We start from the raw sequence: 12,436 nt of genomic DNA, 5'->3' as shown, positions 1-12,436 counted from the left end.
AGGAGTAAGACAACATGGCTCGCTATACCGGACCGGCCACTCGCATCTCGCGCCGTCTCAAGGTCGACCTCGTCGGCGGGGACCAGGCGTTCGAGCGTCGTCCTTACCCGCCCGGCCAGCACGGCCGCGGTCGGATCAAGGAGTCCGAGTACCTGCTGCAGTTGCAGGAGAAGCAGAAGGCCCGCTACACGTACGGCGTCCTGGAGAAGCAGTTCCGGCGCTACTACGAGGAAGCGGTTCGCCGCCCCGGCAAGACCGGTGAGAACCTGCTGCAGATCCTGGAGTCCCGGCTCGACAACGTGGTGTACCGCGCGGGTCTCGCGCGCACCCGCCGTCAGGCCCGCCAGTTGGTCAGCCACGGTCACTTCATCGTGAACGGCCACAAGGTGAACATCCCGAGCTTCCGGGTGTCGAAGTTCGACATCATCGACGTGAAGCCGAAGTCGCTGCCCACGCTGCCCTTCGAGGCCGCGCGCGCTTCCTTCGGCGACCGGCCGATCCCGGCGTGGCTCCAGGTCGTGCAGTCCAACCTGCGCATCCTGGTCCACCAGCTGCCGGAGCGGGCGCAGATCGACACGCCCGTCACCGAGCAGCTCATCGTCGAGCTCTACTCGAAGTGATCCTCCTGGTGGGACGGCCCCGTGCCGTCCCACCAGTCGGGTCCCGCGGCGGCACGGAATGGTGTGCCGCATGCGTTTGCCGGTCTCCGCGACCGGTTCCCACGACGTCAAATAGCGGGCGTCGGGGTCAGAGAGGAAGAACCCAGTGCTGATTTCCCAGCGCCCCTCGCTCAGCGAGGAAGCGGTCAACGAGACCCGTTCCCGGTTCGTCATCGAGCCGCTGGAGCCGGGCTTCGGCTACACCCTCGGCAACTCGATTCGCCGCACCCTGCTGTCGTCCATCCCCGGCGCGGCCGTGACCAGCATCCGCATCGACGGCGTGCTGCACGAGTTCACGACCGTCCCCGGTGTGAAGGAAGACGTCACCGACATCATCCTCAACCTCAAGGAGCTGGTCGTCAGCTCCGAGGAGGACGAGCCGGTGACCATGTACCTGCGCAAGCAGGGGCCGGGTGCGGTGACCGCCGGCGACATCGTGCCCCCGGCCGGTGTCACCGTGCACAACCCCGACCTGCACATCGCCACCCTGAACGGCAAGGGCAAGCTGGAGATCGAGCTCGTGGTCGAGCGCGGTCGCGGCTACGTCCCCGCCGTGCAGAACAAGCAGGCCGGCGCCGAGATCGGCCGCATTCCGGTCGACTCGATCTACTCGCCCGTCATGAAGGTGACCTACAAGGTCGAGGCCACCCGTGTCGAGCAGCGGACCGACTTCGACAAGCTGATCCTCGACGTCGAGACCAAGCCGTCCATCACGCCCCGCGACGCCGTCGCGTCCGCGGGCAAGACGCTGGTCGAGCTGTTCGGCCTCGCTCGCGAGCTGAACGTCGACGCCGAGGGCATCGAGATCGGCCCCTCGCCCGCCGAGGCGGACACCATCGCGGCGTTCGCGATGCCGATCGAGGACCTGGACCTCACCGTCCGGTCCTACAACTGCCTCAAGCGCGAGGGCATCCACACCGTGGGCGAGCTGGTCTCGCGCAGCGAGGCGGACCTGCTGGACATCCGCAACTTCGGCGCCAAGTCGATCGACGAGGTCAAGATGAAGCTCGTCGGCCTCGGCCTCGCGCTGAAGGACAGCCCTCCTGGGTTCGACCCGTCGGCCGCCGCGTCCGACTACCCGGCCGAAGGCTGGGGCACGGACACCGTCGTGGACTCCCACGACGACGGCCAGGACTACGCGGAGACCGAGCAGCTCTGAGGTCGCTTAGCGGCCGGGCCGGAGCAGAGGATCAGAAAGAAATCCGAGGAGCAATTCGATGCCCACCCCCACCAAGGGACCCCGTCTCGGGGGCTCGCCGGCCCACGAGCGGCTGATGCTGGCCAACCTGGCCACGTCCCTGTTCACCCACGGTCGGATCACGACCACCGAGGCCAAGGCGAAGCGGCTGCGCCCGTACGCCGAGAAGCTGATCAGCAAGGCGAAGGTCGGTGACCTGCACAACCGTCGCGAGATCCTCAAGGTGATCCGCGACAAGGACATCGTGCACAAGCTGTTCGCCGAGATCGGCCCGCAGTTCGCCGACCGCCCCGGTGGCTACACCCGCATCACCAAGACGCTGCCGCGCAAGGGCGACAACGCCCCCATGGCCGTGATCGAGCTGGTCGCGGAGTCCACCGTCACCTCCGAGGCGGAGCGCGCCCGCAAGACGAAGTTCGCCAAGGACCAGGCCGCCCCCAAGGCGGTCGAGGCCGAGGAGACCAAGTCCGAGGACGTGCAGGACCAGGACGCCGAGGCGCCCGAGTCCGCCACGAAGGACGCGTCGGAGGAGCCCGCCGAGGGCGCCGACGACGCCTCCGCCGAGGCCCCGAAGGCCGAGGACAAGAAGGACGAGTCCTGACGGACGCGATCTTCACCGACGAGCCCGTCGTTCCCGCTGGGGACGACGGGCTCGTTCGTGTGCGACTGGACCTGGCCTACGACGGCACGGAGTTCTCCGGGTGGGCGCGGCAGCCCGACCGCCGCACGGTGTGCGGCGTCCTGGAGGACACCCTGTCGACGGTGCTGCGCGAGGACGTGCAGCTCACCGTGGCGGGTCGCACGGACGCGGGCGTGCACGCGTCCGGGCAGGTGGCGCACGTCGACCTGCCGGCCGCGGTCGACGTGGCCGGGCTGCCCAGGCGGCTGGCCCGCGCGCTGCCGGCCGACGTGCGGGTGTTCTCGGCGCGGGTGGTGCCCGCCGAGTTCGACGCGCGGTTCGCCGCGTTGCGCCGCCACTACGAGTACCGGGTCACCGACGCCGCGTTCGGGGCGCACCCGCTGCGGCGGCTGGACACGCTGGCCTGGCCGCGCCCGCTGGACCTGGACGCGTTGAACGCGGCCTCGCGGCTGTTGTTGGGCGAACGGGACTTCTGCGCGTTCTGCAAGCGGCGCGAGGGCGCGACCACGATCCGCGAGCTGCAACGCCTGGAGTGGGTGCGCGACGGGGACGTGCTGACCGCGCACGTGTCCGCCGACGCGTTCTGCCACTCGATGGTGCGCAGCCTGGTCGGCGCGCTGCTGGCCGTGGGCGAGGGGCGCAAGCCGGTGGGCTGGCCCGCGTCGCTGCTGTCGCTGACCGCGCGGTCCAGCGAGGTCACCGTCGCGCCGCCGCACGGGTTGTCGCTGGTCCGGGTCGACTACCCGGCCGACGACGAGCTGGCCGCGCGGGCCGCCGTCACGCGGAACGTGCGCGCCGCGCCGACCAGCTGAGCCAGGCCGCGCCGCCCAGCGGGATCTCCGCCAGGTAGGTGAAGCAGGCGAACAGGAGCACGCCCGCCACGGCCGGCGCGGCGGGCGTGCCCAGGCCGACCAGCAGCGCGATCGTGCCGTTCTCGGTGACGCCGACGCCGCCGGGCGTGACCACCGCGAGCGTGAGCAGCCTGCTCACCGCGAACGCCGCCACCGCCGGCCCGAGCGCCAGGTGCACGCCCGCCGCGGCCAGGCAGCACCACAGCAGCACGCCTTGGAGCAGCAGGTAGGCGAGCATCCCCGCGGTCATCCGCCGCCAGCCGTCCCGCACGACCCGGCCGGTCTGCCGGCGCAGCCGCAGCAGGAACCGCGCGGCCCGGCCGCCGAGGGCCCGGCACAGCCACCGCAGGCGCAGCAGCGCGGCCACGGTCAGCAGCAGCACCGCCGCCGACGCGCCCGCCGCGACCAGCACGCCGTCGCCCACGACGACCGCACCTTGCACGGCCAGTGCGAGCAGCGGCAGCGCTGCCCGGGACACGGCGTTCCACAGGCCGCTGACCAGGGCGGACGTGGTGATCGCCCGCGCCGAGTGACCCCAGCTCGACGCCATCACCGCGGTCACCGCCACCCCGGCCGCGCCGCCGAGCGGCAGCACGTTGCTGATCGCGCTGCCCGCCGCGTTCAGGGTGAACGCCTGGGTGTTGCGCAGGCCGGGCAGCGAGCCGGTGAGCACGTAGGTGTAGGCCCACAGCCCGGTCAGCCACAGCGCGGTCAGCCACAGCGCCGTGCCCGGTCCGATGGCGCGCAGTTGTGCGCCCACCGCCGCCCACGCCACGCCGCCCACGGCCGGCACCAGGGCGAGCACCAGCCACGCCGCCAGGCCCAGTGACGCCAGCGACGCGGTGACGCGCAGCCACGGCCTCATCGTGCTCGCAATCGTTTGCGCTCCACGTACCACTCCGTGCCCAGGATGAACCGGAACAGCGGCGGCGGCAGCTTGAGCAGCGCGGCGAGCGTGCGGGTCGACGTGCCGCCGGTGGTCTGGGTCGCGTGCGCCGCCATGGCCTGCCGCTTCGCCCGCGCGTACCGCCGGACGTCCACCGAGTGGGTGATCTCGGCGCGGGCCGTGTAGGCGCGCTCGAACGGGGCCAGGTCGAACTCGCGGACGAGGCGGGCCAGCCGCAAGCCGCGCAGCAGCCACGTGCGGTCGACCGTCGCCTCCCACACGCGCGGTGTGCCGGCGAGCTCGGCGGCCAGCGTGCCCACCCGGTGCACCTGCACGTGGTCGGGGTGACCGTAACCACCGTGCGGGTCGTAGGTGGTGAGCAGGTCGGCGCGTTCCTCGTGCAGCAGCTCGGCCAGCCGTTCGGCGGCTTCGCCCACGTCGGCGCGGGCGAAGCCGTGCCGCCCGTCCAAGCCCGAGTCGGGGTAGCCGAGGAACTCCACCCGGGCGCAGCCCAGCAGGCGGGCCGACGCGTGCGCCTCCCGCGTGCGGACGGCCCCGAGGTCGGTCCGGCGCGAGCTGAGCCCCTGTTCGCCGGCGGTCGCGACGACGAGCACGACCCGGTGGCCCTCCCGCGCCAGGCGCGCCATCGTGCCGCCGGTCAACAGGGCTTCGTCGTCGGGGTGGGCGTGGAAGAAGACGCACGTTCGGCTCACGGGTGCAAGAGTGTCAGTTGGTCCGTTCGGCGGCTTGACGGGAGTGCACTTGACCATCGTCCACGTCACCGACTGCTTCCTGCCGCGCCTGGGCGGGATCGAGGTGCAGGTCGCCGGCCTGGCCCGGGAGCAGGCGTGCTCCGGTGAGGACGTGCACGTGGTGACCGCGACCAGGAACGCGGACCCGGGCGAGGGGTACGCGGTGCACGGGATCGCGGTGAAGCTGCCGTGGGACCTGCCCGTGCACCCGCGGGCCGGCACGCACCTCGACCGGGTGCTCGCCTCGCTGTGGCCGTCGGTGGTGTACGTGCACGTCGGCGCGATCTCGCCGTTCGCCTGGTCGGGGGTGCGGTCGGCGTTGCGGCTGGGCCTGCCCGCGGTGGTCGTGGTGCACAGCATGTGGGACCCGGTGGTGCAGCGGTGCTACCGGGTGCTGGACCGGCTGGCGGCGTGGAGCACGGCGGGGGTGGCGGTGGCCGCGGTGAGCCGTGCGGCGGCGGACCGGGTGCGCGCGGTGGCACCGGGGCTGCCGGTGGGCGTGGTGCCGAACGGGATCGTGCCGTCGGCGTGGCGCGGCATCCCGACGCAGCGGCCGGACGACGCGGTGCACGTGGTGTCGGTGGGCCGGCTCGCGGTGCGCAAGGAGCCGATGTCGTTGCTGCGGGCGTTGCGGGCGGTGTCGGCGGACGTGCCGCTGCGGGCGACGCTGGCCGGCGCGGGCCCGGAGATGGGTGTCCTGCGGCGGTACGTCGAGCGGCACGGCCTGGGGTGGGTGCACCTGCCGGGACGACTGGACCGCCACGGGGTGGCGCGCCTGCTGGCCGGGGCGGACGTGTTCGTGAACCCGGCGGCGCAGGAGGCGTTCGGGCTGGCGGCGTTGGAGGCGCGCACGGCCGGGGTGCCGGTGATCGCGCGGCCCGGTACGGGCGTGGCGGACTTCGTGCGCGACGGCGTGGAAGGGCTGCTGACGCACGACCTGGCGGCCGGGATCACGCGCCTGGCGAACGACCGGGAGGAACGCCTGCGGATCGCGGCGCACAACCGGACCACCGAACCGACCGCCTGCACCTGGCCGCGGGTGCTGGAGGCGTTGCGCTCGTGCGCGGCGCGGGTGTGAGAGGTCAGAGGCCGAGGTCGCCCAGGTCCACGGTGATCGGGAGCGGGGCGGCCGTGATGGTCACCGGCCCCGGAACCCGCACCGTCTGCGCCACCACGTAGCGGTCGCCGTCGAGTCGGTGTGCGGTCAGCTTGACCTCGTGCAGGTCGGTCTTCTGGTCGACCGTCCACACGAACGGCACACCGGCGGCGGCGTACCCGGTCATCTTCGCCTCCCGCTCGGCGCGCGAGTTGCCCGGTGACCAGACCTCCACCGCCAGCATCAGCGCCTCGGCAGGGAAGACCACGCCCGTCGGTCTGTCGACGATCGCGACATCGGGTATCAACCCCGTGCGCAAGGTCGAGGAGATCTTCACGTTCACCGCCGGGACGGCGCGCAGGTCGGGGCTCCCGGTGGCGCGGATCGCGTTGCGGATCTGCACTCCCAGCTCGAACGCGACCAGTTGGTGCCAGTAGGAGGGTGCGGGTGACACGTGGAGATGTCCCTGGATCAGCTCGGTGCGCGACCCGTCCTCCGAGGGAGGCAGGGCCAGCCAGTCTTCGACCGTGTGCGGGCCGATCGGGTGCTGCAGAGCTGCGGACACGACTCCACCTCCGGGATCGACTTGATTATGACCGTGCCACAGTCCCACCGGGGCGAAGCAGTGCCTGATCAGGTGAAACGCGGAGCGGCCCCTCACCGGCGGAAGTGGTGAGGGGCCGCTGTCGTGCGACTGGATCGGATGACCCGCTTTACAGGTCGAGGGTCCAGCTGTCGATGTAGCCCGTGTCCTGGCTGTACGCGTCACGCACGCGCAGCTGCCAGGTGCCGTTGGCGTTCTCCGCCGACAGGTTCAGCGTGTACGTGGCGTCGACGTTGTCCGCGCTGTCCGAGCCGGACGTCACCTTCAGCTGCTTGACCGCGCCGCTCGGCGTGATCAGGTCGATCGCCAGGTCACCCCGGTAGGTGTGCTTGACGTGCACCTCGACGGTGGCCGCGGTGCCGGCCTTGCCGGTGCAGTCGGTCACCGAGATCGGGCTGGTGGCGGTGCCCAGGTCCGGCACGGCCACGTCGGTCGCGTTGGTCTTGGCCGCGCAGTTGCCGGGCTGCGGGGTGGACGAGCCGATCACGCGCAGCAGCTTGTTCGGCGAACCGGTGCCCGCGTTGCCGACCACGCCGTTCGTCGCGCCGTTGACCAGGGCGTCACGCACCTGCTGCGGCGTGGCGGTGGGGTTCGCGGCCAGGTAGACGGCCGCCGCGCCGACCACGTGCGGCGTCGCCATCGAGGTGCCGCTGATCGTGTTGGTGGCGGTGTCGTTGGTGTACCAGGCCGAGGTGATGCTGGAGCCCGGCGCGAAGATGTCCAGGCAGGTGCCGATGTTGGAGAACGACGACCGGGCGTCGGTGTTGGTGGTGGAGCCGACCGTGATCGCCTCCGCCGTGCGCGCCGGGGACGTGTTGCAGGCGTTGGCGCCGCTGTCGTTGCCCGCCGCGAGGCCGTAGGTCACGCCCGACGCGATGGAGTTGCGCACGGCCTGGTCGACCGTGGCGTCCGCGCCGCCGCCGAGCGACATGTTGGCCACCGCCGGCTTGGCCGCGTTGGCCGTCACCCAGTCGATGCCCGCGATGACGCCCGCGTACGTGCCGGAGCCCGCGCAGTTCAGCACGCGCACGCCGACGAGCTTGGCCTTCTTCGCCACGCCGTAGGTCGAACCGGCGACCGTGCCGGCGACGTGCGTGCCGTGGCCGTTGCAGTCGGTGGCGTCGTTGTCGTTGTCGACCGTGTCGCGACCGCTGACCGCGCGGCCGCCGAAGTCGCTGTGCGAGAACCGGATGCCCGTGTCGATGATGTAGGCGGTGACGCCCTCACCCTCGTTCGGGTAGGTGTAGGAGTTGTCCAGCGGCAGCGCGCCCTGGTCGATGCGGTCCAGGCCCCACGACGGGGTCGGCGCCTGCGTGCCGGAGATCTTCACCTCCCCGTCCTGCTGCACGTACGACACCGACGGGTCGGCGGCCAGCTTGCGGGCCTGCGCCTCGGTCATCGTGGCCGAGAAGCCGCGCAGCGCGCTGGTGTACGTGTGCTTGACGTTCGCCTGGTACTTGCCGCTCAACGCGCTGACGCTGCTCGTGCTCGCGTCCTTGAGCACGACGATGTAGCTGTCCTTGACCGCGTTGGGCGCGCCCAGCCCGCGGATGTCGCCCTCGGCGGCGGTGGAGGTGAAGGTGGTCAACGCGGCCGTGACCGCGAACGCCGTGCCGGTGGCCAGCCCGACACCGGCCAGCCGTCTCGTCCAGGACGTGCGAACGTCTCCCATGGCAGGGGTCTCCTCTTCGCAGGGTGTGCGCCCGGTCGGTGTCGCCCCCGAAACCGACCGGACACGGTGAGTAGTTCCTAGTTCGCCCTGCGGGTGAGGCGCAAGAATTTGGTGGCAACAACCGACGAACGACTCCTCCACAGTTTTATTCGTGCTGTGAACGAAAAGGTGCGGAGAGCGACTGGACCGAGATCGAAAAACGTGCCCCCGGACAATGGTCCGAGGGCACGTCGACGTCGTGCGGGTGATCAGTCGCCGCGGCGGACCGCACCCAGGATCTGCTGCTCACCGGGGGTGGTGACCAGTCGCAACGGCCGCCACAGGTTCGTGCCGAGCGCGATCACCTGGTCGTCCTTGAGCGTGGTGAGCTGGTGCGCCATCTGCGGTGGGAGCCGCCAGATCTGGCTCGCCAACTGCGCCTGCCCGACCGGCAGCCGTTGGAGCAGCACGAGGTCCGCGGAATTCGCGGTGGTGGCCGCCTGGGGGTGCAAATAGGGCAAGACGTACATCGTGGTCTGCCACGGCGACCGCGGCGGGAACAGTTCCTGCGGCACGTGCCCGCCGTCGTGCACGACCAGCAGCGGGGTGTCCTCCGAGGGGCGCGGCAGCTCCACCGGGCTGAGCCGGCGCAACTGCACCAGCGGCGACGGCCTGCCGTCCGGGCCCGCGCCCGCCGCGCGCACCACCGGCTGCCAGGCCGCCGGGCGGCCCGTCGCGATGGTGATCCACGCGCCGGTCGCCATCGCCCGCAACGCGATCTGCCTGGCCAGGTACAGCCCGCCGACCACGACCATGCGGGTCGGCGCGGACCGCAGCACGGAGATCGTCAGCGGCTCGCCCTGCAAGCCGGAGCCGAGCACCATGCCGCCGCGGTCGCCCGACGGGCTCACCACGTCCAGCATCTGCGGCGACACCAGGAACTCCGGCGCCACGCCCCGGCCGTGCGAGTCCATCAACCGGGAGTTGCTCACGCCACACCTCCCAGCGGCAGCGTCGCGGCCAGCCCGGCGACCTGCAAGCCGTTCAACGGGGTCAGCGTGATGTCGAGCTTGTCGGCCAGCGCCTTGAGCCGGTCGTCGGCGCGGTCGAGCTCGGACGGCGTCCGGGCGCTCACCCGCACCATGCCGCGCAGGCCCACCTGGCCCTGCTCGCTGCTCGGCGAGATCGTCATCGACAGCGTCGAGGACAGCGCCCGCACGCCGGTCAACGCGTTGAGGTTGTTGCGCATGCCCTTGGACGGCCAGCCGGTGATCGCGTAGCTGGCGTGCCCGACGCCGCCCGCCGTCACACCGGACCACTTCTCCCGCAACGACACCGAGTTGTTCGACCCGGCCACCGAGGTCAGCTCGGCCGCCGAGATGCCCGCCCGGATCAGCTCGTCGGGGTCGAGCGGCCGGATCGACACACCCGTCGACTCCAACGCGTTGCGCACGCGCGACAGCGCGCCGATCAACGCCCGGTGCGCGCCGACCACGCCGCCGCCGCGTTCCCGGATCGCCGCCGCGCACCGCCGCGGGTCCAGCCGCACCGCGATCCACGTGGTCCGCCGCGCGGCCGCGGGCAGCGGGCCGAGCACCTCCAGGTAGGAGTTGAGCGCGGGCGAGTTCGCGGGCAGCGCCGCGCTGCCCGGGTAGCAGTGCCAGATCACCGAGATCGCGTCGAGCACCACGCCGCGGTCCTCCAGCGTCGGCGCGAGCGCGCCCAGCGGCAGCGACGGCGCGCTGCCCACCGCGGTGATCAGCCCCGGCGCGGGGTCGACCAGCAGCACGGCCGTCCACGCGCCCTGGTGCCAGGCCATGCCCAGCGGGCGGCGCTCGTGGTCGACGCCCCGTGCCACCACCAGGTCCGGCACGGCCAGGCGCAGCAACGCCACCCGCGGGTCGTCCGGGCCGATGACCGAGGACTCCTCCTCCGACGGCGGCCTCATCTCCACCGGGCCGGTGCGCTTGGCCGTGCGGCTGTGCGAGCGGAAGCTGTAGCGCACCACCAGGCCGATCCACTGGGTCAGCCAGCGACCGCGGGACCGGGTGAAGGCGAGGATCAACGCGATCAGCACGATGCCGCCCGCGACGTACATGGGCACGGGCGCGACCTTGTCACCGGTGGCGCCGACCGCGAGCAGGACCAGGGCGATGGCGACGCCGACCTCGAGGACAACCAGGTTGGCGACCGGCAGCGCGCCCAGGCTCGCGCCTGCGGTGCGACGCCGCGCCCGGAGCAGCGCGGCGCGCACGGCGCCACCTGCCGCCTGCGCGCGCGCCATGGCGGGGTTGGGCTGGCCCGGATGTGGGGTGGTCACGGACATCCGCTCTGGTTCTCTTTCCGTCGGCGTGCGCCGGGCGGACCGACCGGGTCTGACCAACCCGCACACGGACCACCCGCCGTCCGGCTATCGTGCAGACCGTACCGCGACTGGGAGAGCAGCGAGCCGAGAATGGCATCAACACCCACCACCAAGTCACAGGTCCAGGCCTACCGCTTCGTGCTGCGCAGGATGCAGTCCGCCTTGGTGCGCAGAGACGCGGTGATGCTGCACGACCCGATGCGCACGCACTCGCGTGCCACCGCGGTGGGCGTCCTGCTGGGCGTGATCGGGCTGCTCGGGTTCCTCATCTTCGGCTTCTTCTCACCGGACCCCCAGGTCGACGACCAGACCCAGATCGCCATCTCCAAGGAGACCGGGCAGGTCTACGTCGTGCACGTGGTGGGCGCGACGAAGACGTTGATCCCGATGACCAACCTCGCGTCGGCCCGGCTGCTGCTGCTCCAGCGGTCCAACCCGGACAAGGGCCAGGCGTCGGTCGCGGGCGGTGACGCGGCGGCGGGCCAGGTGAACGCGGGGCCGCAGGTCGCGGGCGGCGACCCGAAGCTGGTCAGCGAGAAGGCGTTGGCGAAGCTGCCCAAGGGCCGGCTGACCGGCATCCCCGACGGGCCGGACGTGCTGCCCCAGCCCGCCGACCGGATCGGCTCGGACTGGTCGGTGTGCGACACGCTGACGTTGGACGACACGCTCAACGACCCGGCCGCGCCGGGCAAGTTCACCACCACCGTCCTGGCGGGCTTCAGCGGCGGCGGCGAGCTGCTCGACGGCAACCGCGCCCTGCTGGTGCGCGCGGGCACCGACGACAAGCAGGCGTACCTGATCTACAAGGCGCCGGTGAACTCGAAGATCACCTCGACGTCCACCGTGCGCGCCAAGGTCGACCTGACCAACGCCGAGGTGCGCACCGCGCTGAACCTCAGCCAGAAGAAGCCGCGCGCGATCAGCTCGGGCCTGCTCAACGCGATCCCCGAGGCCAAGCCGCTGGTGGCGCCCGAGATCCCCGGCCGCGGCCAGAACGTCAACTACGTCCAGGGCGAGAACCTCAAGATCGGCGCGGTGATCGAGGTCCGCCGCGCCGGCGCGGACTCCGAGTTCCACGTGGTGCTCAAGGACGGCCTGCAGAAGATCAGCCGGGCCGCGGCCGACCTGCTGCGCGCGGCCTACGCGCAGGGCGCCGAGCCGAAGCTCGTCGACATCGCGCGCACGAACGACGCGCCGACGGTGGACCAGCTCGACTTCGCCGACTACCCGCCGGACGTGCCCGAGGTGCTGGAGCCGAACCAGAACAACCGGGTCATCTGCCTGGGCTGGCAGGCGCAGAACGTGACGTCGGACAACAAGTCGCAGCACACCAAGGTGACCATCGCGCCGTCGCTGCCGATCCCGTCGAACGTGGTGCCGGTGGAGATCAACCAGGTCGGCGCGACCGGCGAGGTCGTCAGCCAGTTCGTGATGGCGCCGGGCAAGTCGGCCGTGGTGCGCAGCGCGACGTCCACCCAGGACTTCGACAGCGGCCCCATCCACCTGGTCACCGGCCGCGGCGTGAAGTACGGCATCCCGGACGTGACCACCAGCGCGGCGCTCGGGCTCGGCGCGGACGGGTTCGCGCCCGGACCGGAGTCGATCCTGCGGCTGCTGCCCAACGGGCCGCAGCTCAACCGCAACGACGCCTCCCGCAGCTGGGACTCGATCCCGGTGCCGAAGAACAACGGCGTGCTGCCCGAGGAGAAGGCCAAGAAGCAGGGCGGCTGAGCC

General features: G+C 71.8%; 12 protein-coding genes. 6 read left to right on the top strand and 6 right to left on the bottom strand.

Translation table 11 applies throughout. The features are described from left to right. The first annotated feature begins 14 nt into the window (after window positions 1-14). From rpsD to truA, 4 genes are all read left to right on the top strand, one after another. Entirely contained in the window at window positions 15-620 is a 606-nt protein-coding gene (gene rpsD / locus LZG04_RS35430) for a 30S ribosomal protein S4 (RefSeq protein ID WP_233825463.1), read from the top strand. Between the two features lie 145 nt (window positions 621-765). Next, entirely contained in the window at window positions 766-1,818 is a 1,053-nt protein-coding gene (locus LZG04_RS35425; RefSeq protein WP_233825461.1) for a DNA-directed RNA polymerase subunit alpha, read from the top strand. 58 nt (window positions 1,819-1,876) lie between these two features. Continuing rightward, a complete protein-coding gene (gene rplQ / locus LZG04_RS35420; RefSeq protein WP_233825459.1) occupies window positions 1,877-2,458 on the top strand; it encodes a 50S ribosomal protein L17 in 582 nt (193 codons plus the stop codon). A 59-nt stretch (window positions 2,459-2,517) separates the two neighbouring features. Then, window positions 2,518-3,309, top strand: a complete 792-nt coding sequence (gene truA, locus LZG04_RS35415) for a tRNA pseudouridine(38-40) synthase TruA (RefSeq protein ID WP_233825457.1) — start codon at window positions 2,518-2,520, stop codon at window positions 3,307-3,309. Here truA and LZG04_RS35410 read toward each other — a convergent pair. Both LZG04_RS35410 and LZG04_RS35405 read right to left on the bottom strand, forming a co-directional pair. Further along, entirely contained in the window at window positions 3,275-4,213 is a 939-nt protein-coding gene (locus tag LZG04_RS35410) for a lysylphosphatidylglycerol synthase domain-containing protein (RefSeq protein WP_233825455.1), read from the bottom strand. The two genes, truA and LZG04_RS35410, sit on opposite strands and share 35 nt — an antisense overlap. Beyond that, the gene (locus tag LZG04_RS35405; RefSeq protein ID WP_233825453.1) at window positions 4,210-4,947 is read right to left on the bottom strand and encodes a PIG-L deacetylase family protein; all 738 of its coding nucleotides are present in this window, start codon (window positions 4,945-4,947) and stop codon (window positions 4,210-4,212) included. The genes LZG04_RS35410 and LZG04_RS35405 overlap by 4 nt, the downstream gene beginning before the upstream one ends. Window positions 4,948-4,996: 49 nt before the next feature. On the opposite strand from LZG04_RS35405, the gene LZG04_RS35400 reads away from it, so the two are divergent. Beyond that, the gene (locus LZG04_RS35400) at window positions 4,997-6,064 is read left to right on the top strand and encodes a glycosyltransferase family 4 protein (protein ID WP_233825451.1); all 1,068 of its coding nucleotides are present in this window, start codon (window positions 4,997-4,999) and stop codon (window positions 6,062-6,064) included. A 4-nt stretch (window positions 6,065-6,068) separates the two neighbouring features. On the opposite strand, the gene LZG04_RS35395 is transcribed toward LZG04_RS35400, so the two are convergent. The 4 genes from LZG04_RS35395 to eccE form a co-directional block, all read right to left on the bottom strand. Next, a complete protein-coding gene (locus tag LZG04_RS35395) occupies window positions 6,069-6,647 on the bottom strand; it encodes a Uma2 family endonuclease (RefSeq protein WP_233825449.1) in 579 nt (192 codons plus the stop codon). A gap of 148 nt (window positions 6,648-6,795) precedes the next feature. Beyond that, window positions 6,796-8,358 carry a S8 family peptidase gene (locus LZG04_RS35390; protein WP_233825447.1) on the bottom strand — a complete coding sequence of 521 codons (1,563 nt, stop codon included), beginning with the start codon at window positions 8,356-8,358 and terminating at the stop codon, window positions 6,796-6,798. Window positions 8,359-8,606: 248 nt separating this feature from the next. After that, window positions 8,607-9,311, bottom strand: coding sequence for a hypothetical protein (locus tag LZG04_RS35385; RefSeq protein WP_233825591.1), 705 nt, complete (start codon window positions 9,309-9,311; stop codon window positions 8,607-8,609). Window positions 9,312-9,325: 14 nt separating this feature from the next. Next, entirely contained in the window at window positions 9,326-10,663 is a 1,338-nt protein-coding gene (gene eccE, locus LZG04_RS35380; RefSeq protein WP_233825445.1) for a type VII secretion protein EccE, read from the bottom strand. 129 nt (window positions 10,664-10,792) lie between these two features. On the opposite strand from eccE, the gene eccB reads away from it, so the two are divergent. Beyond that, entirely contained in the window at window positions 10,793-12,433 is a 1,641-nt protein-coding gene (gene eccB, locus LZG04_RS35375; protein WP_233825443.1) for a type VII secretion protein EccB, read from the top strand. The last annotated feature ends 3 nt before the right edge of the window (window positions 12,434-12,436 follow it).

It is taken from the genome of Saccharothrix sp. S26 (genome assembly GCF_021390395.1).
Taxonomy (GTDB): Bacteria; Actinomycetota; Actinomycetes; order Mycobacteriales; family Pseudonocardiaceae; genus Actinosynnema.
This window is presented reverse-complemented; position numbering and strand designations above follow the sequence as displayed.